The sequence below is a fragment of the Actinomadura sp. KC216 genome (assembly GCF_004348535.1).
In the GTDB taxonomy this organism is placed as follows: Bacteria; Actinomycetota; Actinomycetes; order Streptosporangiales; family Streptosporangiaceae; genus Spirillospora.
Window position 1 is genome coordinate 16,161 of record NZ_SMJX01000045.1, and the last position, 23,483, is coordinate 39,643.

Below are 23,483 nucleotides of genomic sequence, written 5' to 3' on the forward strand. Positions count from 1 at the left end.
GTGCCGCACGTGGCGCGACCGAACCGCGACCGCTCCTCATCGACGGACGGTCCTGTGGGGGGCCGCGGTGGACTCCGCAAGGGGTGCTCCTCCCGTGGCGGGCAGGCGGACGGGTGTGCTTGCTGTCGCTCCGGCGCACCTCCGGGGCGGGTGCGGGTGCTAACGGCGAGGTTGCGATCTTGGATGGGTTTGGGTGACCGTTCGATCCCTGCGACTCCGCCGCGAGAAGCCAATGAGCGCGACGGCACCCTGAACGGGCCCTCGGAGCGGGCTTTAGACCCCCCGTCCCGCTTGCTCTGCTCTCGCCGTTCAGGCGCATCGCGTCTGGTCTGGCAGGGGTCACTCAGCAGCCGGAGATGACGACATAGTCCCTGTTTACTCCCGAAATACTCCCAACGGGAGCCAACACTGATCAATGGCGACAAATGAGTGATCTTGATATATATGCAGGTCATGCGGCATCGTTCGATGGTCACCACCCTTTGCCAACCGTAGTCCGTGGAAAGACGCGGGTTCGATTCCCGCCACCTCCACGAGTCGGGCGACCATGGTCGGCGCTTCGAGCCTTCCAGGTCGCCCGCAGTTTTTTTCGGGGGGGACGCCCCCCCCGGTTCTGGTCGGCGGCTTTCGCGTTGCAGCCCCTAGACGATCGGCAAGCAGCTTGGTGAGTCCAGGATGACGGCTGGGTGCTCGGGAAAGCGCTGTCAGCGTTGCGCGAAGAGGTCGATCGATGTCAGCGGCATCGGTGCTTCACTTGCGGTGTTCTCCGGGTGTTCCATGCACGCTGCGTCTGGCGGCGTTCGCCTGCCACTCGCGGCCGATGGAGCGCATCAGTGCCGGGTATACCCCGAGGTAGCGGAAGGGCTTGATGGCGGCCATGTAGAGGGTTCCCCATAGGCCGTTCGGTTTCACCAAGACGGCCATCTGGCCGCGGTAGCCGCCGGACCCGTCCGGGACCCAGCCGATGTGCATCACCGCGTGCACGGTCTTGTTGCCCATCTCGGCGGCCCACTCGTCGTCTCTCTGGTAGAGGGAGGTGAACGGGGAGGAGCCGAGGTCGGGGCCCTGGGGGCCCTCGCGCAGGTCCGTCGGCAACCGGTCCCGCAAAGAGGGCACCCGGGCGCCGACGCCGGTATCGGACCTGTCCCAGCCGAGCAGCTTTCCGAACTTCCAGCGGACGGAGAACAGCGCCCTGGAGATGGGCCCTTCTCCTGTCACGCCGCCGCGGACCCCATCGGCGATCTGGCGCACCAGCCACACCAGGTCGTCGGGACCGCCGGGGGTGGGCAGTGCCCACACGTCCTCCACCGTGAAGTCGCCGACGATCTCGTGGATTCTCCAGGGGCGGTCGGTGTGGGCGGTTCGAGGAAGTCGCACGAGCAGGCCCCTATCTATACGGTGGCGTATACATTCAGCTTAGAACCATGTATACGCCCCCGTATACTCGGGGGGATGTGAGGAGCTGCACACCATGGGCGCGACCCGCACGCCACGGGGCAAATGGATCGAGGAAGGCTTGCGGGCGCTGGTCGCAGGCGGCCCCGAAGCGGTCCGGATCGAGGCGCTGGCGCAGGCGCTCGGCGTCAGCAAGGGCGGTTTCTACGGGTACTTCCGCAACCGGGACGCGCTGTTGGTCGAAATGCTCGACGCCTGGGAGTACGAGGTCACCGAGAGCGTGATCGAAGAGGCTGAGAGCGGCGGGGGCGATGCCAGGGCCAAGCTGGAGCGGCTGTTCTCCATCGTCGCCACCGCCGACGGGACCGTGCGAAGCACCACCGCCGAATTGGCGATCCGCGACTGGGCTCGCCGCGACGCGACCGTCGCCGAGCGCCTGCGCCGCGTCGACAATCGCCGCATGGATTACCTGCGTTCTGTGTTCTCCTCCTTCTGCCCCGATGAGGACGAAGTCGAGGTCCGCTGCCTGATCGCGGTCTCGGTGCGCATCGGCAACCACTTCCACGCCGCCGACAACGGCAAACGCAGCCGCGCGGAAGTGATGGAGCTGATCAGGCAACGGTTGCTGGAATAGACCATGCCCGGCTCGACCGGTGGTCAGCGCCGCCCGACCCGCCACGTGCGCGCCGTCTTCTGAACCGGACGATCGTCGCCTTTAATGGCCCGATGTCCCAGCCGCGCCCTGCGACTCCCGTTGTCGGGACCATCGCGCTCGTGCTCGTCGGCGGCGCGGTCGCCACGGGCGTGGGCGCGATCCTGATGTTCATCCGCTTCCACCCGTCCTCGTTGCTCGACGAGGGGATCCGGGACTCGACCGCCTACCACGCGCTGGCGTGCGCCATCATCGGCTTCATCACGGCGGTCGGTCTCCTACCGACCCGCCCGCGCGGGCCCGCGGCCCCGATCGTCGCGGTGATCGCCGGGTACGTCGCGCTCAACATCGGCGTCCGGTGCGCTGTCATCCTCGACGCCGTCACCAACGGCACGCCCTTCGACATCGTCTTCATCTTCACGGTGCTGGATCCGGGCTTCAGCCGCTGGGATCTGCTGGCACCCGCGGTGGCCGGGACGGTCGCCGGCGTGCGCGTCGCGATGGTCGCCCGAAAGCCCGCTCAACCCGCGGGCGGCTTCGGCGTCCCACCACGGCCACCGGCCCCGGGTGGACCTCAGGGTCCGCCTTCACCGAGCGGCCGGGGCCCAGGTCGTCCCGCAGGGTGATGCCCTTCGTGGACGCAGGGTGCCGCCCCGTAAACCAATCCGGGCGTCCCGTCGACCTTCCGGACGTCGGTGTGGGCGGACAGCGCGGCCAGCACCGACGGCGAATTGTCGAGGGCCTGCTCGGGGCTGAGCACGGTGACCCTTGACAGCTGGGACGAGGCAAGGAGCCGGGCACTCATTCCACGGTGCCGCCCGGAGCGGCGACCCGCGTTCTTCCCGGCTGCGGGGTCCGGCCGGTACGAAGCAGGACGTCATTGATCGACGCCGAGGTCCCTGACCTGTGAGGCCGGGTGAGGGGCCTCGGCGGGCGGTTGGGCCCTGGACGCTCCGGTCAGTGCCTGGTCAGGGCTCCAGGTCGGCCACGCCCTTGCCGCTCAGCATGTCGATCGGTACGGAGGCCTGGTCGTGCGCAATCAGCCAGTCATCGTCGATCTTGCGAAAGCCGAAGGTGGCCCGGACCCACGTGCCGCTCGTGGCCGTTCCGTCGCCCAGCGTGCCGCTGAGCCGGCCGAAGCAGTGCCCGTAGGCGACATCTGTTCCCACGGTGAGCTTCAGGTCGCGGACCTCGTACGACACCTCTCGGAAGAGCGTGAACACGTTCGTCCAGTTCTTCAGCTTCGCCGCGATCCCAACGTGCTGCAGCGGCGGCTCAATGTCGAAGGACACGACGTCCGCCGCGTAGACCTGCTCCAGGGCCTTCAGGTCCTTGCCCCGGATCCCTTCGACGATCTTGTCGACCTGCTGGCGGATCCTGGCTTCGTCGACCTCGTGCTGTGCGGGCATGAACACTCCTTCGATCATTGAGGGGCCTCGGCTTCTCACCCCTATGACGAAGTGGCCCTCTGAAGTGTGATGTCTCGCTAGAAGCCATCTGGAACGCCATCGGCCCTTCGACCGCCCGTGTTCGCCGGTGGGAGCGCTGCGCCTCCTCGTCCCGGTCGTGCGGTTAGGACCAGCTCGGCAAGGCGATCGCGCACTACGGCCGGATCCTCAAGACCCCGCGCATCCTCACCTACGCCGTCGATGGGCCCGCCGTAACCCCTGATGGTGAACGTGCCCGTGAGCTCGCGGCAGCCTGTGTGGCTCCGTTCAGGGCATGTAGCCGTTCTCCCCGACCCACCGGCTTTCCGGTGGCTTCCTCAGCTGATTGCAGTGGTAGCTGGGGAGGTCGGGGCCCTGGGCCGCGGCGGCGGGCATCGCCGGGCCGGTCACGGCCAGGGCGGTCACGGCCAGGGCGGCGAACAGTGGTGGGTGCGCCCGTCGAGGGGGCGGACCCGGTCGCCGATGACGATCCGGCGGCCAAGGTGCTCGTCTCGGCATCGCGGCGGGCCTGGCACCAGCGCGAGCGGCAGTAGCCCTCGCGGAGCCGTAACACATCGCGCGCAGCGCCCGGTCGACGCCGCGACCAGTGGATGGGCGCCTGCTGGTCGCCACCGGCTTTGATGTAGGAGCACCCCTGGGCGGGCCACGACCAGGTCGCCGTGGTGTGCTCGGACCGCTTTCCAGATCGCGACGAGGGCGCCCCGGCCGGAGGAGTCGCAGAAGGCCCTCCACTCGGGTCCGCGTCACCACCCGAAAGGTAGCTGAGGGTAGTCGTCATTGCCGAGCGTGGCGGGGGCGGGTATCGGCGCGGCGAGCAGGGGTGGCCAGACCGCGCGGCGGCGGGTATCCGGTGGTCTATGGGCCTGGAGTACGGCCCAGTGCCGCCTGGACGATCTGGATCGCTTCGGTGGGGTCGATGCCGAGGCTGGTGGTGATCGCCGCGTATTGACCGGCGGCGCGGTGGGCCTGCTCGCGGGCCTGTTCGCCTGCGGCCGAGACATATGAGCCGGCTCGTCCGCGGGTCTCGATCAGTCCGGCCTCCTCCAGTTCCCGGTAGGCCCGGCCGACGGTGTTCACGGCGAGGCCGAGATCGGCCGCCAGGCGGCGGATGGTCGGCAGTCTGGTGCCGACGGCGAGCGTGCGGTCCTGGATCTGCCTGGCGAGCTGGGCCCGGAGTTGCTCGTACGGCGGCGTCGGTGAGGCCGCATCGATGACGATCATCGGGTGTCCATGGCCCGCCGTGCCGCCGCCGCGACCTCGGCGCTGCGGAGCTGGATCAGCCAGAGCGCGATGACGCCCGCCACCACGAGCGCCAACGCGACCACGTTCCACCAGCCGAGCGATTCTCCGTGCAGGAAGATGGCCGGCAGCGCCCACGCCAGGCTGGGTGTGACCAGGGCGCGGGCGTCCTCGACCCGCATGATGACATCGGCGGTGAGCGACGCCTGGTCCTGCGCCACGGCCGGGCTCGCCAGCACCTGGTGCAGCTGCATGATGATTCCGGCGCCGGTGCCTGCCAGGCCGATCAGCACGACGACCGCCCCGGATCGCAAGCCGGAGTCTGAGATCGGCAACACGCTCACCGCCAGCAGCAAGGCGCCGGTATAGGTGCCGGCCACGAACAGGGCGTACGGCCGGCCCAGCACCGCCGGCCAGCCGAGCTCGACCGGGTGGGCCACCCGCCGGGACAGGTGCGCGCCGAGCCTGCGGTCGACGCGCCGCACCCACCAGCCCAGCAGCCACTGCGCCACCAGCAGCCCGGCCGCCAACGCCGCCAGCACCAGCAGCGGCGGCCAGGAGGAGGTGACGTCGGCGGGCAGCGTCAACGCATGCGTTAGCGCCGCGCCGACTATGAACGCGGCCAGCAGGAGGCTGTCGGCGACCTTGGCGCGCCGCCGCGCCGCCAGCCGCGCCGCGAGCAGCGGGGACGGCTCGGTATCGGCCAGACCGTGCCCGGCCAGCCACCGCCTGGCCTCCGTGTGATCGGCTTCCGAGTGATCGGCCTGGCGCATGCCGCCTCCTAATGTCGCAAAGATTGTCTCAACAGAGTGAGTCATAGTTTGCGACAATGTCAACCGGGTCGGACAGTCTCGCGACTCGGCCGCGTCGCCCCGGTCTTGTTGCCCAGCAGCAGTCGAGGCATGGCTGGGGGACGGCATCATGGAGGAGGCAACGGCGTTGGTCTCGTGGGTCCCGGCTTCTGCTCGAACTCTCAGGCCGCCGGCGAGAGCGCCTTGCAGTTGTCCGGAAGTTCGAGGGAAGCACTCTGGGGTGCGCTGGTCGCCTTCGGCGGCGACGAGTTCCGGATCGCCGGTTACGGTAGCGAGCGCTGGAGCAGGAGCGTGTCAAGCCACCTGCCGTGCTTGAGCCCGACGGCCGACAGACGTCCGACCTCGTCGAATCCGCATGATCGGTGGAGTGCGGCCGACGCGGGGTCGCCGGTCTCGACCACCACGGCGACCATCTGCCGCATTCCGGTGGCGGCGCTGTCGGTCAGCAGCCCCCGCAGCAGCCGGCGGCCGGCGCCACGCCGCGCCGCCCCGGCGGCCACGAAGACCGAGTCCTCGACCGTGTGCCGGTAGGCCGACCGCGAACGCCACGGCTTGCAGTAGGCGAAGCCGGTGACCTCTCCCGCGTCCTCGGCGACCAGGAACGGCAGCCCCTGGGCACACGCCCCCTCCGCGCGGCGCCGCCAGTCGCCGAGCGTCGGCGGATCCTCTTCGAGGGTCACCACGGTGTTCAGGACGTAGTGGGCGTAGATCCGTGTCACCGCGCGCAGATCGTGCGAACCGGCCGGCCGAACGACCACGCCGCTGTCCCGCACCGTCGCCACAACCTCACTCCCTCTACTATAGGAGAATTAGTACTCTATAGTACAGGCATGGAATTCGACCTTCAAGCCCTCGGTGAACTACTCCAGCGGCTGCGCACCGAGCGCGCGCTCACGCTGCAGGAACTGGCCGATCGGTCGGCCGTGAGCGTCAGCATGCTCTCGGCGGTCGAGCGTGGCGCCAAGGCACCCACGATCACCGTTCTCGCGCGCATCGCCGGAGGGCTCGACCTTCCCCTGGCCCGCCTGGTGGCCGCTCCCGATCAGGAGCGAATCATCGTCCGGCGCGCCGCCGAACAGGACGTGAGCGACCACCCGGGCGGCTGGCGGCGCGCCATCCTGTCTCCCGTCGTGCCCGGCGTGAACCTTGAACTGCTCCGCGCGACGCTCCCGCCCGGCTGCGACGCCGGATCCTTCCCCGCCTACGCCCCCGGCTCACACGAGTACGTGGCCGTCGAAACAGGCCGCCTCCAACTGACCGTGGGCAGAACCCGCCTCCACCTGGAGGCCGGCGACTCGGCCTACTTCGCCGCCGACATCGCCCACGGCTACGCCAACCCCTCGCCCGAAGACGCATGCGCCTACTACGTGGCCGCATTGATCATGCGCCCGAGAAGCCGCCGCCCCACCTGACCGTGCCGCCCCCAACGAATCGGCCGCCTGATCGTCGCACCCAGCGCCATCCGGTGGCGCGCGGTGGTCGTCCGACATGTCTTCCCTGGAGGCCGAGCGCCGGCTGACGGAGCCGCCCGCGGGCGACGAGATCGCCCGGCTCCGGGTCGCCGCCGCCCGCGAACGCGCGTTCCTGCCAGCCGTGTTACCTGCCCTGCACATCGGCTGCTGCTTGTCGGAAGGTTTCGATGGCTTCTGTTGCAGCGGCGGCGGGCAGGGTGAACGGCGCACCGAGAGTCCGCCGGACGCCACCACCGGGCTCGGGCGGCGCCATCCGTCGCGACACCGGACGCCCCGCCTCGATTTCGCACCGCGCCCGCCGCGCCACCCGCGCCGACGCTCTGGCCGAGGACGCGCGGCAGGCCCGCCTCGCCGTCGCTCCGCCCTACACTCGTCCGCTGCCTCCGTCGCAGCCTACGACGTTCTGCTGCAGCGGCGGCCGCGGGCCCGGTAGGCCGCGCCGCTTCCCGGGCATGCCGGGGTCCGCGGCCGCCGGTCAGTCGGGCAGGTCGGCGATCGTCGCGATGATGGGCTTGATGCGGCCCGGGGTGTAGTGGCAGGGCCGCCTGTCGCGAGCCGCTCAGGGAGGCGGTGGGGAGGTCCTTGGGCCAGGCGGTCCCAGCGCCTTCGCCAGTGTGAGGCCGCCCGAGACCATGGCCAGTGCTCTGCCTCGGCGTTTCGGAGGTGCGGCGGCCCAGCGGTGCTGGTGGGCGCTTTTGGTGGTCTGGCAGTGTCAGCTGTTCCACGTCGGTAGGGTCCCGCTCGTTGATCTGGTCCAAGACCTGGCGTTGCCGAGCGCGGCCGAGTCGATCTCAAAGCCGTGTCGCCGCCATGTTTCCGGGGACTCATTGGCAGCGCTGGCGAGGTTGTGCGGCTTCTGCTGCGGCGCATCGGCCGCCGCCGAAATTCCGCGGCGATCGGGCCGTCATGCCGCCGCCGTCAACGGATGAACTGGTACCGGATCCAGACCTGGATCTCCGTCAGTGTGCTGAGGTCCAAGCCCGAGTCGAATTGCTCCTGCGGGATCGTGATCTGCCAGTCCCCGCCCACGCCTCGGCCCCAGAACGCCAGTGATTGCGGGGCGGTCAGAGGCGGGTCGTCACCGAGCCCCTGGTCGGGTGCGAGTGGTGTTGTCGTGGCAGGCCGGGTGCTGATACGTGGCTGCAACAGTTGGATTGCGATGGTGTTGTCGGACCGCCGCTGCTCGTAGATCCCGCCATGCCGCACCTCGCACGAGACCTCCCCAGCCGGGTGCGACGCTCCAACGAGCGCCAGCCGCACGCTCCTGATCTTCGCGTCAGAATGGCCGGCTGGAATCTTGGACGCGTCGACCCGGAACGCGAACTGATGCCGCGTCTTGAGGTCGCTCAACTGCGGATCGGCGGACGTGAACGATCGCCTGATCGTGTCCTGATCGTGCTGCAGACTGAAGTAGGAGGTGTAGTCCATCTGTATTTCGAGCGGCTTGAGAATATGCGCCCACGACTCCTCGAGCTTCTGCACGAGCTCAGGTCCACTGATATCTCCTTCGTAGTAGTCTTGTGCGTCATCTGGGCTGATCAGGCCGGCGTCGAGGAAGAGGTGTTGCTCCTCGTTCTTCAGCGTGTATATCTCCACCGATCGCTGTGCCCGAAACGCGAAGCTCAGCAATGCGTCGGCCTTCGACTGGGCGGTGGCGATCGCCAACATCCCCGCGCGCGTGATGGAATCGGCGTCCAACTTCATGTCGCGCTCTAGTGCCTTTGCTTGCTTTACGAGCCCCTCCGTGCGGGTAAGTCGGGCTTGGCTCGCGTCGACGCGCTGCTGGGCGATCGCCGCGCGGCTCTGGGCAAGCAGAAGTTGGTGGGTGAGCTCCGTGCCACGTCTGACCAGGGCCATATATTTGGAATTATCGGCGGCCGTCTGCGCCTGGCTGAGCCTTTGCGCGATGGTGATGAAGTTGACGATCGACCTGCCGGCCCCGATGACGGCCGACACATCCTTGTCGACGGCCTCATAGGCATCCTTGACCGCTTTGGTGTCGGCGATTTCGCCCGCGAGCATCGCCTTGACGATCGGCTCTGAATTGGTGATCAGCGAGTTGGCCAGCGTAGCCATGTGGGGAACCAAGGCCACAAGGCTGACGCCACCGGTCGGCACCGCCGTCGCCACGGCTATGACCGCGCCGGCGACCTCGGCGAATGAGCCGATGATGTCGCCGATGCCAACGGTTGGCGAGCGATTCTGCCGTTGCAGCTCCTCCAGGGCCTTGCGGATATCGCTCGTCGCCTGGTCCAGCATTTGCTGCGCGTAGTCGACCTCGTCACCCGCCAGTTGCTGTTCCGATTCGGCGATTTCGAGGTCGTCCTTGCAGTTGTCGCGCGCTGCAAGTGCCTCCTGATGCTGCAGCTTCACGAATTCGGACAGTCGGTAGGACATCCCTCCTAGGATGATCGTGCCGACGCCCCTGTTGAGAAAGTCCAGCACCAGCGTCCCGAAGCTTGTGAACGCGTAGTTGTATTCATTGAAGCTGGGCAGCAAATCGAGATCGTGCGGAAGGCCGAGTGCATTGTTTCCCCCGCCCACCCAGACAGCGTCTTCATCCGACGGGTAGCCCACGAGCTGCTCTTGGAGGCGCTTGGCATCCACATTGTCGGGTTGGAGTTCGAGTGCTCGCTCGAATTCGATGGCGGCAAGCCGGGCGTACTCACGCCGCTCCGGCACACTCCGGTTGTACTTGTGATAGAAGTAGTCGCCGGTAATAATTCGGAACGGAGCCCAGTAGTTCGCGTAGGATGGCCCGGTACTGTCGAGTAGGGGTCGCAGCCCGGCCGGATAGTCGGCCTCGGCGACATTGGTGTAGTTGATCTGCCCATCGACGCCCGGAGCGCCGTCCGTTCCGGGTTGTCCATCGACCGGCGTACCCTCGCTGTATACACCGTTGGCGCCCGCCACCCCTCCCGGAGCCCCTGGTCCGCCGCTGCCGGAGCTGGCGTCAAGAATCGGCTCCGTGTCGTCGACGATGCTGGTGAAGGTGATCGTGCCACCTTTACCGCCTGTACCGCCGTCGCCGCCAGGACCGCCATTGCCGCCCGGGGTTCCGGGACGGATCTCACTCGGCTTCAACACATATTCTCCGGTAGTAGAAGTCGGATTCCACGGCTCCTCCGGGACAAAGACCTGTTGCTCCGGGGTGCTATACCCGTCAACCCCTGGCGTGCCATTTGCACCCGTACTGCCTCCGGCCCCGGTGCCTCCCACAGCGCTGACGTGCGCGTTGATCGACCGGCGGCACATCACTGTCACCGACGCACCGGGCTCGCCGTCGCCCCCTCGCCGGCCCGGATCGGAGGAGCCGACACCGTCGACCCCGCGCGCGTCGATCATCCCATTCGTGCCGTCATAAACGTCGGCAACGATGATCAGGTGCCCTTTAGTGATCCGCAGATTGACCCCTGGGTCATGTTCGACCCGCCGACCCAGCAGGAAAATGGGCCCGGCGCCGGCCTTCTGGCAGAATTCTTGTAGCCGAGTACCGACCTTCACAACGTCACGTATGTACGGATTGGCGACCATGCGAAAACCTCCATGGTGACGACCCAGGCCTATAGCAAGTGTTCCGTTCTGTTCACCTGCGAAGGTTATTATCTGAAGACGAGCAAATTGTCGCTATTTGACATTCATGTCCAGTGGTCAGACGAGCAAGCTCGATCTCTTCTCTTGACATCCGCCAATACGGCGAACGAGTTCGGTCAAGAAGGTATGTGAAGTTTCAGCATGCCTGCGGGAACCTGCTAGTAGGCTGCCGCGATGGGCCTGTATGGTTTTCAGGGTACGTCATTAAGGCGACGGGCTGTCATTATTACAGGCCAATCATCCCTATGTCATCTTTGACAAGGAGCTGATTCCATCTTCATCGGGCTCGGTGTTCGAGGGAGTGGATGGTGGACCACAGCGCTCAGACGGGCTGTCGTGAGCAGTGGGCCCTGCGTAGGATGTGCCACTTTGGGGGCGGCGTCGTGTCGGTCGACCGCACAGAGCTAGCGCGACGCGCTTTGGGCGTGGTCCTCCCGGCATCCCTTGCGCCTTTCCGGCAAGGTCTGGGGCTCGGCCGTGGTGGTCGACAACCTTGACGCCCTCACGAATTGCGCCACCGGGCTGCCACACTCTCCCTGGCCGTCGGAGTCGAGATGAAGGTGGTCAGGAGAGACGCTCGGCCATGGACGGTCGTCCTTCACGTTGACGTCTACGCCTCCGTGGTACCCGAGGTCTTCAAGGAGGCCGCGGACTCGGGCCCTCGTGTTGACACTGAAGTGTCCCCAGTGCGGCGTGACCAGCGGTCCCTGCCTGACAGGGAAGGGAAGAGCAAGGCGCCCGTCCGAGACGATGATCCACCGTGCCCGGATTGTGGCGGCGGGGAAGAGGCTCGCCGAGATCGAGGCGCAGAGCCACAGCGCAGTGGAGCGGTTGAACGAACGGATCCACCTCGCCCGCCTGGTTGAGACGGCGGGACGAACGTCCGAGGAGGTCTGAACCCGACCTTCACCGAGGCCCACTCAGGACCGAACAGCGTTGGTGGCGCCGGACGGATCATCCTCTGCCCGAGAGTTTGTCCGGGCAGATTCATCCTGGGTGGGATGCGAGTGCCGCCTGCCCCCGACCAATGGGGCCAGTAGGGCAGGCGGATACTCAGGCGGCAGTGCCCGTTGTCGAACATCGCGGCCAGCGCCTTGGCGGTGCGGTCGTCGAGGTGCGGGACGAGCGCGGACCGTGGGTGTAGCTTGCGGTGCCCGCCACCTTGCCCGCGGTGCGGGTTGTGGGCGCGTGCCATGACCTGCGCGTAGGGGGTGACCTGGGCCTGGCAGCGGAGGGCGGGGGCGAGGTCGAGGAAGGGTTCCAGGGCGGTGACGGCCGCGCCGGTGTCGGCGTCCGACCACATGACGAGGGTCTGGGCGACCATGGCGCCGCCCTGGCGGGTGAGGGTGAGGAACGCCGTCAGTTGCCGCAGGTTGCTCTCGACCAGTTCGCCCCAGCGTTGGAGGAAGCCGGCGGTGTCGGACGCGTCGTGGAGGAAGACGGCCAGGACGACGTCGCCGACCTCGGCGGCCTCGATCTCCAGGGAGGTGACGACGCCGAGGTCCTGGCCACCGCCGGCACCGAGGACAAGCGCGACTTCCTGCGCGAACTCGGCGTCGCCCACGTGGCTCAGGTCGCCTTCTTCGCTGGCGTCACGGCGGCCGGCGTCGCCTCGGCGGACGGTGACACCCTGCTTGCCGAGCTGGGCCGGACACCCGACGACCGGGACCGCCGCACCCTGCTGGAGGCCCGCATCGCCGACCATGCCGCCACCGTGCTGAACCTGCCCCCGGAACGCGCGGCCCAGGACTCCCTGACCGCGCTGGAACTGCGCAACCGCATCCAGCGCGACACCGGCCTCGACATCCCCCGCACGATCATGTGGACGCACCCGAGCGTCACCGCCCTCACCGGTTAGGTCCTGGACCGGTTCACCGACATCGACCAACCCGACAAGGACTGACCGCGATGCCCGACACCACCGCGGTCTGGCTCAAAGGCGGCCCCGAATCCCTAAACGGCCGCCGCACCACCCGCCCCGGCACGGACAAGATCACCATCCCGCGCTGCGGCGGCTACGAGCACTTCGAGCCGACCGGCCGTCACGAGGACGGGCTGCCCGTCTACCAATGGTCCTACCGAACCCGGATCGCCGGATGACCTGTCCACGAGGCGCCCTTGCGCGGGAACCGCGTGCCGCTCATGTCAGGGGGACGTTCCATGCGTCGTACGCGTAGACCCAGTCGGCGTCCGCGGTGGACTTGAGCCAGGTGTTGCCGCGCGAGCCGATCTGGATCCGGCCGGTTCGCGGCAGCCGGGCGGCCTCGTAGGCCTTGAGCGCGCCCTCGACGTCGCCGGGGCGTCCGGCGACCGCGCGTGCGAGGACGACGCCGTCCTCGATGGCCATCGCCGCGCCCTGGGCCATGAACGGCATCATCGGGTGCGCCGCGTCGCCGAGGAGGGTGGCTCTGCCCTCCGACCACCGCGGCAGCGGATCGCGCACGTAGAGCGCGGACTTGAGCACCGAGTCGCAGGCGTCGAGCAGAGCGCGCGCCTCCGGGTGGAACGTGTCGTAGCTCGCTCGCAGTTCCTCGACGTCGCCCGGCGCCGTCCACGACTCCTCCGTCCAGCTCTCCTGGGGCGTGGTCGCGAAGATGAAGGTGTCCTTGCCCCGGTTGAGCGGGAAGGTGACGATCTGCGTCGCCGGGTCCGGTCCCCACCACTTGGTGAACGCGCCGAGGTTCGGCACGTCCAGCCGGTCGGCGGGGACGACGGCGCGGTACGCGACGACCCCGGTGAACTCCGGGTTCTCCTTGCCGAAGAGCACGGTGCGCACGCTGGAGTGGATGCCGTCCGCGCCGACCGCGGCGTCGACCTCGGCGCCCGCGCCGTGCTCGAAGGCCAGCCGGACCGGTGCCCCGGCGTCCGGCCGCCCGTCGAGCGCGGTCAGCCGGTGGCCGTGCCGGATCACGTCCGGCGGCAGCGCCTGCTCCAGGGCGGTGAGCAGGTCGGCGCGGTGGATGGTCAGCTGGGGAGCGCCGTACTTCCGCTCGGCCGTGTCGCCCATCTCCAGCCGCGAGGTCTCCTCACCGGTGTCCCAGGTGCGGCTGATCCGGTGCGTGGGCCGGGCGGCGGTCTCCCGGACGGCGTCGCCGACGCCGAGCCCGTCGAGGGCGCGGACGGCGTTGGGGGTGAGGTTGATGTCCGCCCCCACATAGCCGAACTCCGGGGCCTGCTCGAACACCGTGACCTTGTGGCCGAGGCCGCGGAGGGCGATGGCGGCGGTGAGGCCGCCGATGCCGCCGCCGACGATGCCGATGTGCTGGCTCAACTGTTCTCCTTGGTTCAGTCCGCCCAGGCGATCGGGCCGGACATGCCCATGTAGATGCTCTTCTGCCGCTGGTAGGCGCGGATGGCGCCGAGCCCCTTCTCCCGCGACGAGCCGCTGTCCTTCACGCCGCCGAACGGGGTGGCGATGGACAGCTGCTTGTAGGTGTTGATCCAGACCGTCCCGGCCTCGATCGCGCGTGCCAGCCGCCATGCCCGCGGGAAGTCACGGGTCCAGATGCCGCAGGCCAGCCCGTACGCCGTGTCGTTGGCCGCGGCCACCAGGTCGTCCTCGTCGCGGAAGCGCAGCGCGACCAGGACCGGCCCGAAGATCTCCTCGCGCACCACCCGCGCGCCGGGCCCGAGCCCCTCGATGACGGTCGGACGCAGGTAGCTTCCCGCCTGGAGAGACGGGTCGGAGGGCCGCGCCCCGCCCGCCCGCACGACACCGCCTGCGGCGACGCCGTCCGCGATGTACCCCTCGACGGAGTCCCGGTGCGACGCCGTGATGAGCGGGCCGAGCTGGGTGCCCTCGGCGCGGGGATGGCCGACGCGCAGCCGGTCGGCCTTCTCCGCGATGCGCGAGACCACGTCGTCGTACACCGCGTCGTGGACGAACAGCCGCGACCCCGCGATGCAGGACTGCCCCTGCGAGCTGAACACGCCGAACAGGACGCCGTTGACCGCCACGTCCAGGTCGGCGTCGGGCAGGACGATCGTGGGCGACTTGCCGCCGAGCTCCAGCGACGTCGTCTTCAGGCGGGTGGCCGCCGTCGCGGCCAGCGCCCGGCCGGTGCCGGTGCCGCCGGTGAACGACACGTGACCCACGCCCGGATGCTCCACGAGCGCCTGGCCGACCGTGCCGCCCGGCCCCGGGAGCACGCTCACCAGCCCCTCCGGCACACCGGCTTCGAGCAGCAGGGCCCCGAGTTCGAGCGCGAGGAGCGGCGTCCACGCCGCGGGCTTGACCACGACGGCGTTGCCCGCGGCCAGGGCGGGCGCGACCTTCTGCGCCTCGGACGCGATCGGGCTGTTCCAGGGGGTGATCGCGGCGACCACGCCGATCGGCTCGTGCACCGAGAAGGCGAGGTGGTCGCCCCTGGACGGCGGGATCGCCCCCTCCTGGCATTCCAGGACGGCGGCCACGTACCGGAACGTCCCGGCGGCGCTGGCGACGAGGGCGCGGGTCTCGGCGAGCGGCTTGCCGTTGTCGCGGCTCTGGAGGACCGCGAGCTGCTCGGCCCGTTCCTCGATCAGGTCCGCGGTGCGGACGAGGTAGCGGGCCCGCTGGTGGGGCAGCAGATCCCGCCAAGCCCGCGCCGACCGGGCGGCCTCACCGCGTCGCACGGCGGTGTCGACGTCGACGGGTGCCGCCGCGGGCAGGCGGGCGACGACCGTGCCGTCGGCGGGGTCGTGGGAGACGAGCTCGGCGCCGTGGCCTTCGACCCACTCCCCCCCGACGAGGATGCGGCCCGCCGGGGCGAGCCGGGATCCGGTGGATTGGACGAGGGGGTCGGTCACGACGGCTCTCCAGGGACGTGCACGGGCGGGGTGAAGGGCTTCGGCATGGGCGGGTACGACGCGAGGTCGATCTCGACCAGCACCGGGCCCGGGCGAGCCACGGCCTGCTCCAGCGCGGGCGCGACGGAACCGGGATCGGCGACGCGGAGGTACGGCAGGCCGAGGCCCTCGCACACCGCGCGGAAGTCGGGGGTGGCGAGGTCGACGCCGGCACGCGGGCGGCGCATCGCGTCCTGCATGTTGCGCAGCACGCCGTAGCCGCGGTCGTTGAAGACCAGCAGGACCAGCCAGGGCGACTCCTGCGCCAGCGTCATCAGCTCGCCGAAGTGCACCGCGAGCCCGCCGTCGCCGACGATCGCGACGGTGGGCAGGTCCGGGCGGGCCGCGGCGGCGCCGATCGCCATGCCGAGGCCCTGCCCGATCCCGCCGCCCCGCGGGAAGACGTTGGTGCGCGGGTCGTGGATCTCCAGCAGCCGGTTGCCCCACGAGCTCGACGCGATCGTGACGTCGCGCGCGATCACGGCCTCGCGCGGCAGCGCCTTGCGGAGCGCGTCGGGGAAGGCGGCGTGCTCGCCGAGTCCGGCCCGCTGGTTCTCGCGCACGGCGGCACGCGTCGCGCGGACGCGCTCGGCCCACGCCGCCCGCAGCTCGGCCCCGCCGGCCTCCAGCAGCGTGACCAGCGCGTCCAGGAAGGCGGCGGCCTCGGCGGCGAGGCCGAGGGTCACGGGGAACACCCGGCCGATGGCCGCCGGGTCGAGGTCCACCTGCACGTGCCGCTCCGGCACGGACAGGGTGTAGTCGGCCGTCTCGTTGGAGCGGAAGTGGGTGCCGACGCTGAGCAGCAGGTCCGCCTCGGCCAGCAGTGCCCGGCCCGCTGGGGCGGTGGCGTAGTTCCCGACGCAGAGTTCGTGGTCCTCCGGTACCGCGCCGCGTCCGGAGTTGCTCGTGAACAGGGCCGCCCCGAGCGTCTCCGTGAGGCGGCGCAGAGGCCCCCCGGCCCGCGCGGCCCCGCCGCCCGCCCAGATCGCGGGACGCTCCGCGGCGCCCACGAGGCGGGCGACCTCCACGACCGCGTCCGGATCGGGGGCCGCCGTCTCCGGGGCGCGGGGCGGCGCGGGAAGCGGGCCGTGCTCGGCGTACTGCAGGTCGATCGGCCACTCCACGCTCACCGGCCCGCCGGGGGCCGCGAGCGCGGTCCGCGCGGCGCGCTGGAGGATCTCGCCGGCCGTCGCCGCGCCGCCGATCGTGGTCGCGGCCTTGGAGACCGCGGCCAGCATGCCCGGCTGGTCCTTGGTCTCGTGGATGAATCCGCGTCCCGAGCCGAGGTAGGGCGTGTCGATCTGGCCGGTCACGTGCAGTACCGACGTGCCGGAGCTCAACGATTCGACCAGCGAACCGGCCGCGTTGCCCGCTCCCGTCCCGGTGCTGGTGAGCGCGCATCCGAGCCCGGCGCGGGCGCGGGCGTACCCGTCGGCCGCGTTGACCGCGGTCGCCTCGTGCCGCACCGGGACGAACCGCAGCTCCCGGTCGACGGCCTCGACCAGCGGCAGGTTGTGCACGCTCACCACGCCGAAGACCGTGTCGACGTCGAATCGCCGCAGCACGTCGACCAGCAGGTCGCCGCCGTTCCTCGCGGTCATGGTGTCTCTCCTGTCGGGGTTCGCATCGGTTTCCGGTCAGAACAGGCCGCGGGCGACGCCCCCGCAGACGTCGAGCGCGGCGCCGGTGACGTAGGACGCGCGCGGCGACAGCAGGAAGGCGATGGCCGATGCCACCTCCCCGGCGGTGCCGAAGCGGCCGAGCGCGATGCCCCGGTCGGCGGCCAGCCGGCGCTCCCACGCCTCGTACGTCTCGTCCGTGCCGAGCGCGTCATGGCGGCGGCGCCACTGCCCCGTGTCGACCAGGCCCAGGCAGACAGAGTTGACGCGGATGCCGCGCGCGGCGTACTCGATCGCCATCGACTTGGTCAGGTTGAGCAGGCCGGCGCGCGCCGCCGAGGTGGTGACCAGGCGCGGCTCCGGCTGCTTGGCCAGCACCGCGTTGACGTTGACGGCCGCGGCGACCGGCGACCTCTCCAGCCAGGGCAGCGCGCTCCCGAGGACGTTCAGGACGCTGCCGAACTTCAGGTCGAACTCGTCGCGGAAGTCGTCGAGGACGACGTCGTCGAGCCCGGCCATGCGCGACTGCCCGGCGTTGTTGACCACGCCGTCGAGCCCGCCGAAGGCGTCCACGGCCTCGCCCACCATCGCCTCCACGGCCGCGGGGTCGCGGACGTCGCACGGGACGGCGAGCAACCGTCCCGCCGGTGCGTCCAGGCGTTCCACGGCCGATCGGAGTTCGCCGGCCCGGCGTCCGCAGGTGACGACGCGGGCGCCCTCGGCCAGGAGCAGGCCGGTGGTGGCGAACCCGACACCCGAGCTGCCGCCCGTCACGAGGTAGGTGCGGTCACGCAACAGCAGGTCCATGGGGCGGGTCAGTCCCGCAAGACGCCGTGCATGGCGGAGGTCTCGGGGTAGGTCGGCACCTGCGGCTTCCGCGTGCCGATGATCACGCAGAAGAGGGCGTCGGTGTCCCCGTTGTTCTTCAGGCTGCGCGGCGTGCCCGGCGGGACCACGATCATGTCGCGGTAGCCGAGCGTGCGCTTCTCCACCTGGCCGTCCCGGTGGATGCCCACCTCGATCTCGCCTTCGAGCACGAAGAAGGCCTCTTCGGCGTCGTGGTGGGTGTGCTCGGGGCCCTCCGCGCCCGGCGGCAGCAGCATGTTGGAGAAGGTGAAGCCCTGCGACGGGATCGTGCGGCGGTCGCCCTCGTGATTGCCGGTGGCTCCGGAGCCGACGTACCGGATCTGCGCGCGGCGGAACTGGTCGCCGGCCTTCGCCTGGAAGCCGAGGGTGTCCCAGTCCTCGTGGCGCGTGGCCTTGGTGAGGATGAGGGAGTCGGTGAAGGCGGCGAGGTCGGAGTCCTCGTATCGCAGGGTCATGACGCTTCCTTCCGTTCGTTGCTGACATCTGGGGCTTCACGGCCGAGCCGGTCGGCGATCCCGGTGAAGGCGCGCAGCCAGGCGTTGACGATCGCGGGCCGCTCCTGATTGGCGAGATGACCGGCGCCGGGCACCGTCACCAGGGCGGTGCCGGGAATCCCGGCCGCGATCTCGCGGGCCCGCTCGGGTCCGGTGACGGTGTCCTCGGCGCCCGCGAGGACGAGGGCCGGTGCCGAGATCCGGGGCAGGTCGCCGCGCAGATCGGCCGAGGCCATCGCCTCGGCGGCGGCGGCGTACCCCGGGAGGCGCACCGCTTCCGCCATGGTGGTAACGACGGTCTCCACCAGTTCCGCTCTGGCGTCCGGTGACAGCAGCCGGGGGCCGCGCTCGCGCGCGAACCCCTCGGGACCGAGGCGCGCCAGGTCGGCCGGCCGCTCCCGCATCTGCGCGGCACGTTCGGGGGTGGTCCCGGAGCCGAGGCTGGCGCCGATGACGGTGAGGCTGCGGACCAGGTCGGGCCTGGTCGCCGCCATGCGCAGGGCGATGACGCCTCCCCACGACACCCCGACCACGTGGGCCGGGCCCGGGCCGAGCTCGGCGCGCAGCAGGCCGGCGGCCTCCTCGACGTACCCGTCGAGGCCGGGGGACCGCGCCGGGCCGGGCGATCCGGCATAGCCCGGCGCGTTCCAGGCGACCATGGTCAGGACGTCGCCGAGGGCGTCCAGCTGGGGCGCGAAGGAGGCGGACGACGACCCGATCCCGTGCAGCAGGAGGGCTCCCGGCCCGCGACCGGACCGGCGGAAGGACACGGCCACTCAGATCACCCCGCTGGGACGGCCGGCGAGCGCGGCGAGCGAGCGGAGGACGGCATAGGGCACCACGCCGCTGGTGCGCGGGTTCTCCGGAGAGGGAAGGTTCTGGATCTCGAAGCGGTAGGCGCCGCTGGGCCCTTCGGCCTCGATGAGGTGCCGGGTCAGCGCGGCCGAGGGATCGGCCATCAGCCGCACCTCGACCAGGTCGAGGTCGCCCACGGCCCATCCGACCGTCGCGGCGAGGTTGAGCGAGCGCGGGAACAGGCGTGCCGCCTCGCGCGCGCCGCCGGTGAACACCTCCACGGGCCGGTCGGTCCCGCGCAGCCGGGCGGCGGCCGGGCCGTCCATCCACGGCTGGACGAGCGTGGCGGGCAGCTTGGCGGTGGTCACCGCGACGCGGGTCAGCGGTGCCTGGGCGGCGGCCGCGGAGAGGATGTCGAGGCCGCCGGCCGCCCCGGAGGTGAGCAGGAGGCGGCCGGGCCCGGCGGCGGCGACGGCGTCCGCCACCGCCGGATCGCAGAGCGCGCCGACCGACGTGACGAGCAGGTCGACACCATGGTCGAGGATGCCGGCGGCGCTCTGTGCCACGACCGCCTGCCCGGCGCACTCGACGACCACGTCGGCGCGGTCGAGCGCCGTCGCCAGGTCTACCTGCGGAACTCCGGCTCCCTGGACCGGGCGGTCGTCCACCAGCGCGACGGGCTCGACCCCGGGCAGGCGTCCCTCGCGGAGAGCCGAGATCACGGCGCCGCCGATGGCGCCCCCGCCGATCACCGCCACGCGCGCCGAACCGTCGCGCCGGACGATGCTTGCGGCGCGGCTCACGGCGCGGTCACCCGCTCCGGCGCGTCGGCGAACACGCCGCGGTCCTCGACGCCCGCCATGTGCGCGCGGACCTCCCGCGACGGCGGGCCCGCCGTCCCCCACAGGTCGGCCAGCTCGGGCACGCGCCGCCAGACGCGGCACAGCCACTGGTCCTCGACGACCTGCGCGACGTCGGAGGTGTACTCGCACACCAGGCCGGCCGGGTCGGCGAAGTAGGAGAAGGTGTTGTTGCCGGGACCGTGCCGCCCGGGCCCCCACAGCGGCGTGATGCCGTGGTGCTTGAGCGAGCCGACGCCGCGCATGAAGTGGTCCATCGACGCCATCTCGTAGGCGACGTGGTTGACCGAGGTCCACGCCGCCTGGTTGAAGGCGATGCTGTGGTGGTCGCTGTTGCAGCGCAGGAAGGCCATCTGGTGCTCCGACCAGTCGGAGACCCGCATCCCGAGCACCTCGGTGTAGAAGGCGACGGCGGCGTCGATGTCGACGGTGTTGAGCACCACGTGCGTGACGCCCACCGGCACGGCCCGGTCGCGGCTCATCGGGGTGACGGCGTGCACGTCGCAGCTGAGTTCGATGCGGCGGCCCTCGGGGTCCACCAGCTGCAGCCCGTAGCCGCCGCCGGCATCGTCGAGCGGGCCGGGCTCGCGCAGCAGGGGCACCCCGCGCGCGCGGAGACGGCGGCCTGCCTCGTCGATCTCGGCCGGGGTGCGCACCGCGAAGCTGATCCGGCCGAGCGCGTTGCGCTCCGCCCGGGAGAGCTGGAGCACGTGGTGGTCGGGGCCGGTGCCGCGCAGCCACGCGTCGTCGGTGCCGTGCTCGACGACCGAGAGCCCCCAGACCTCGCTGTAGAAGTCCGTGCAGGCGGCCACGTCCGGCACGCTCAGCTGCACCGAGCGCAGCGAGTGGAGTCGTACGACGGGCTGGTCCATGACACCTCCGGTTGACTCAGAGCTTAATCATTAAGCACTAAGGCAAATTGGGTCAAGTCTCCCGTGGAAGTCGACGCGGGAGTCCGCCATGGTCCGGCGGGCTGGCCATGACCTCGCAGAGCAGCGGTGTTGGCAGCGCCATCGCACGCCCGCGGCGCCGCCGGGCGGCCGTCCGGCCGACCTGGCTAAGAACGCTAAGGACAGTAAAGCTTCTATCTAAGCTTTGTTTCACGGTCCCGGACTGTTATCGTTGGCGCCCGATCCTCCCCGGCTCAGATACCTAGACAGGCACGCGCGTGACCCGACGAACCGGCAAGCGTTCCGCGGACGAGACGTCCCGCACGACCGGAGGCGCCTCCACCCGCGACGTCCCGGCCGGCGCCGAGCAGGCCCCGGACGCGCCGGGGCCGGAGGTGGGCGCCGCCGAGCCCGACGAGGTCGAGCGGATCGTCGCCGAATGGCGGGCCGAACGGCCGGGCCTCGACCCGGGCAGCATCGCCGTCCTCGGCCGCGTCAACCGCTGCGGCCTGCTGGTCCGCAACCTGTCCAACCGGCTGTACGACGAGTACTCGATCAACCAGTCGATCTTCGACGTGCTGGCCGCGCTGCGCCGGATGGGGCCGCCCTACCGCAAGACCGCGCGGGAGCTGGCGGCCTCGTCGCTGCTCACCTCGGGCGGCATGACCATGCGGCTCGACCGCATGGAGCGCGATGGGCTGATCCGCCGCGTCCGGTCGACCGACGACCGCAGGAGCGTGTTCGCCGAGCTGACGCCGGCCGGGTTCGCGCTCATCGACCGGATCATCGACGTCCATCTCGAGCGCGAGCGCCAGATGCTCGACACGCTCACCGCCGAGGAGCAGGAGGAACTCGCCCGGCTCCTCCGCAAACTCGAGCACCGGCTCCGCGAGCTGAGCTGACCCTGCCCCGCACGCGGTCGAGCGCCGCCCGCGTACCCGGCGGTGCACGCGCGACCCGCGCCGCATATCCTGAAACACCCCTCTGAACTGGGCATACTCTGCAGCCGCGGCCTCCGACCCCAGCCGCAGACCGTCTACACGTCAATAACTCAGCACAAAGCTTTAATGACCTAAGTCTTGCGTAGGTGAGATAGCGCGGTCTATGGTCACGGCAACGTTCGGTCGACCAGCAGGTCACAGCCCTCGCCGCCGGCTCGGCCGGCGGGCGCGCCAGACGCCGCCCGGCATGCACCGCCGGGCCCGCCCGGCCCGCCATCGGCCGCACGGAGGACCACGAAAGGAGCATTCGTGCCGACCCAGATCATCGCCGGGACCGCCTCGAAGGACACCGCGGCGGACGGCCCCGGACGCGCGCACGACGAGCGCGCGTTCCGGATGCGCCGCACCCGCGAGTTCATGGACGAACAGGGACTCGACGCCCTGCTGGTCTTCGGTGCCGACCGCAGCGACCGCTACGACGCGGGCCAGTACCTGTTCCGCGACCGCCGCTACCAGCACTTCGTCGTCCCCCGCGAGGGCGAGCCCACGATGGTCGCCTTCGCGGCCCAGGTCGCGGCGCAGCACATGCTCACCCGCGAGCGCGGGCTGGAGACCTGGATCGACGACATCCGCGTCGGCCCCGGCCCCGAGCTGCTGCCCGCGATCGTCCGCGAGAAAGGGCTCGCGTCCGGCCGGCTCGGCGTGATCGGCGCCGGCTACGGCTCGCCCTTCTACCCGGGCGGATGGGTGTCCAAGCCGGTCTGGGACGCCGTCAGCGAACGCCTCCCCGACGCCGAACTCGTCGACGTCACCCGCGACTACGGCCTGGTCATGGCGCGGCGCAGCGACGAGGACCTGGAGCATCTCGCCACCGCGGCCGCCGCCGGGGACGCGGCGATCGAGGCGATGATGGCGGCGGCACGGCCCGGCGTGGACGAGACCGCCCTGTACGCCGAGGGCATCGCCGCGATGCTCCGCCGCGGGATGCGCGTGACGTGGATGCTCTTCCAGACCGGGCTGGACAACTACGCGTGGGGCGAGCCGACGTGGCTGACCCGTCCCGAGCCCGCCCGCGTCCTCGGGTCCGCCGACATGGTGTGGGCGGAGATCTTTCCGAACTACGCCGAGCTGAACACCCACGTCAACATGAGCTTCACGGTCGGTACCCCGCCCGCCGAGACGCTGCGCTGCGCCGAGGTGGCCCGCGCCAGCTACGAGGCCGGGCTGGCGGCGATGCGGCCGGGCGCCACGTTCGCCGGCGTCTGCGCGGCCATGGAGGAGCCCCTCACCGAGGCGGGGATGTGGCACCTGACCCCGCAGCTCGCGTCCCTGAACCCGCTGCTGTCCGGGGGCGGCTCGGGCCTCGGCATCCGCGAGAACGTCCCCTCGTTCGCCGACGCGTACCCGCACGCCGACGGGCACGCGGGGCCGTTCTTCGACTTCGAGATCCAGCCGGGCATGACCTTCTCGCTGCAGCCCGACGCCCGGCTCGGCCGACACGGCGCGATCGTCGGCGGCGTCGTCGCGGCGACCGAGACCGGCTGCCGCGAGTTCAACACCGTCTCCACGCGCCTCAAC

Annotated in this window: 20 protein-coding genes and 1 pseudogene; 7 read left to right on the forward strand and 14 right to left on the reverse strand. The window is 70.5% G+C overall.

What is annotated here, in order from left to right; translation table 11 throughout:
* Positions 1–750: 750 nt before the first annotated feature.
* Positions 751–1,377: a DUF2867 domain-containing protein gene (locus tag E1264_RS10620; protein WP_132172138.1), complete on the reverse strand. Its 627-nt coding sequence runs from the start codon at positions 1,375–1,377 to the stop codon at positions 751–753.
* A gap of 94 nt (positions 1,378–1,471) precedes the next feature.
* Between E1264_RS10620 and E1264_RS10625 the strand changes: the two genes are divergently transcribed.
* Complete coding sequence (locus E1264_RS10625) at positions 1,472–2,029, forward strand: TetR/AcrR family transcriptional regulator (protein ID WP_132172140.1); 558 nt, start codon at positions 1,472–1,474, stop codon at positions 2,027–2,029.
* Positions 2,030–2,121: 92 nt separating this feature from the next.
* Positions 2,122–2,673 carry a hypothetical protein gene (locus tag E1264_RS10630; RefSeq protein ID WP_132172142.1) on the forward strand — a complete coding sequence of 184 codons (552 nt, stop codon included), beginning with the start codon at positions 2,122–2,124 and terminating at the stop codon, positions 2,671–2,673.
* 342 nt (positions 2,674–3,015) lie between these two features.
* On the opposite strand, the gene E1264_RS10635 is transcribed toward E1264_RS10630, so the two are convergent.
* The 4 genes from E1264_RS10635 to E1264_RS10650 form a co-directional block, all read right to left on the reverse strand.
* Positions 3,016–3,456 carry a nuclear transport factor 2 family protein gene (locus E1264_RS10635; RefSeq protein ID WP_132172144.1) on the reverse strand — a complete coding sequence of 147 codons (441 nt, stop codon included), beginning with the start codon at positions 3,454–3,456 and terminating at the stop codon, positions 3,016–3,018.
* Positions 3,457–4,350: 894 nt separating this feature from the next.
* A complete protein-coding gene (locus tag E1264_RS10640; protein WP_132172146.1) occupies positions 4,351–4,716 on the reverse strand; it encodes a GntR family transcriptional regulator in 366 nt (121 codons plus the stop codon).
* Positions 4,713–5,507 carry a hypothetical protein gene (locus tag E1264_RS10645; RefSeq protein WP_132172148.1) on the reverse strand — a complete coding sequence of 265 codons (795 nt, stop codon included), beginning with the start codon at positions 5,505–5,507 and terminating at the stop codon, positions 4,713–4,715. Before E1264_RS10645 ends, E1264_RS10640 begins: the two co-directional genes overlap by 4 nt.
* A gap of 302 nt (positions 5,508–5,809) precedes the next feature.
* On the reverse strand, positions 5,810–6,328 hold the full coding sequence (locus E1264_RS10650) for a GNAT family N-acetyltransferase (protein ID WP_243710854.1): 519 nt from the start codon (positions 6,326–6,328) through the stop codon (positions 5,810–5,812).
* Positions 6,329–6,376: 48 nt separating this feature from the next.
* Here E1264_RS10650 and E1264_RS10655 point away from each other — a divergent pair, with 48 nt between their 5' ends.
* Positions 6,377–6,958, forward strand: a complete 582-nt coding sequence (locus E1264_RS10655) for an XRE family transcriptional regulator (RefSeq protein WP_132172150.1) — start codon at positions 6,377–6,379, stop codon at positions 6,956–6,958.
* 978 nt (positions 6,959–7,936) lie between these two features.
* Here E1264_RS10655 and E1264_RS10660 read toward each other — a convergent pair.
* Positions 7,937–10,552, reverse strand: a complete 2,616-nt coding sequence (locus E1264_RS10660; RefSeq protein WP_132172152.1) for a hypothetical protein — start codon at positions 10,550–10,552, stop codon at positions 7,937–7,939.
* Positions 10,553–11,783: 1,231 nt separating this feature from the next.
* Here E1264_RS10660 and E1264_RS10665 point away from each other — a divergent pair.
* The gene (locus E1264_RS10665; protein ID WP_165964115.1) at positions 11,784–12,470 is read left to right on the forward strand and encodes an acyl carrier protein; all 687 of its coding nucleotides are present in this window, start codon (positions 11,784–11,786) and stop codon (positions 12,468–12,470) included.
* Positions 12,471–12,520: 50 nt separating this feature from the next.
* On the forward strand, positions 12,521–12,712 hold the full coding sequence (locus E1264_RS10670) for a DUF5988 family protein (protein ID WP_132172156.1): 192 nt from the start codon (positions 12,521–12,523) through the stop codon (positions 12,710–12,712).
* A gap of 40 nt (positions 12,713–12,752) precedes the next feature.
* On the opposite strand, the pseudogene E1264_RS10675 reads toward E1264_RS10670, so the two are convergent.
* The 8 genes and pseudogenes from E1264_RS10675 to E1264_RS10710 form a co-directional block, all read right to left on the reverse strand.
* Positions 12,753–13,931, reverse strand: a pseudogene (locus tag E1264_RS10675) (FAD-dependent monooxygenase); the annotation flags it as partial.
* Positions 13,898–15,400, reverse strand: a complete 1,503-nt coding sequence (locus E1264_RS45215) for an aldehyde dehydrogenase family protein (RefSeq protein ID WP_132172160.1) — start codon at positions 15,398–15,400, stop codon at positions 13,898–13,900. The gene E1264_RS45215 and the pseudogene E1264_RS10675, both read right to left, overlap by 34 nt.
* Positions 15,397–17,040: a thiamine pyrophosphate-binding protein gene (locus tag E1264_RS10685; protein ID WP_132172162.1), complete on the reverse strand. Its 1,644-nt coding sequence runs from the start codon at positions 17,038–17,040 to the stop codon at positions 15,397–15,399. The genes E1264_RS45215 and E1264_RS10685 overlap by 4 nt, the downstream gene beginning before the upstream one ends.
* Positions 17,041–17,076: 36 nt before the next feature.
* Positions 17,077–17,865, reverse strand: a complete 789-nt coding sequence (locus tag E1264_RS10690) for an SDR family oxidoreductase (RefSeq protein WP_132172164.1) — start codon at positions 17,863–17,865, stop codon at positions 17,077–17,079.
* An 8-nt stretch (positions 17,866–17,873) separates the two neighbouring features.
* Complete coding sequence (locus E1264_RS10695) at positions 17,874–18,380, reverse strand: cupin domain-containing protein (RefSeq protein WP_132172166.1); 507 nt, start codon at positions 18,378–18,380, stop codon at positions 17,874–17,876.
* The gene (locus E1264_RS10700; protein WP_132172168.1) at positions 18,377–19,195 is read right to left on the reverse strand and encodes an alpha/beta fold hydrolase; all 819 of its coding nucleotides are present in this window, start codon (positions 19,193–19,195) and stop codon (positions 18,377–18,379) included. The genes E1264_RS10695 and E1264_RS10700 overlap by 4 nt, the downstream gene beginning before the upstream one ends.
* Positions 19,196–20,017, reverse strand: a complete 822-nt coding sequence (locus E1264_RS10705; RefSeq protein WP_207935841.1) for an aspartate dehydrogenase domain-containing protein — start codon at positions 20,015–20,017, stop codon at positions 19,196–19,198.
* A complete protein-coding gene (locus E1264_RS10710) occupies positions 20,014–20,946 on the reverse strand; it encodes a VOC family protein (RefSeq protein ID WP_132172170.1) in 933 nt (310 codons plus the stop codon). Before E1264_RS10710 ends, E1264_RS10705 begins: the two co-directional genes overlap by 4 nt.
* Positions 20,947–21,242: 296 nt before the next feature.
* Here E1264_RS10710 and E1264_RS10715 point away from each other — a divergent pair, with 296 nt between their 5' ends.
* A complete protein-coding gene (locus E1264_RS10715; protein WP_207935842.1) occupies positions 21,243–21,866 on the forward strand; it encodes a MarR family transcriptional regulator in 624 nt (207 codons plus the stop codon).
* Between the two features lie 348 nt (positions 21,867–22,214).
* Positions 22,215–23,483, forward strand: a 1,269-nt coding sequence (locus tag E1264_RS10720; protein WP_132172172.1) for a M24 family metallopeptidase, incomplete at its 3' end; no start/stop codon positions are given.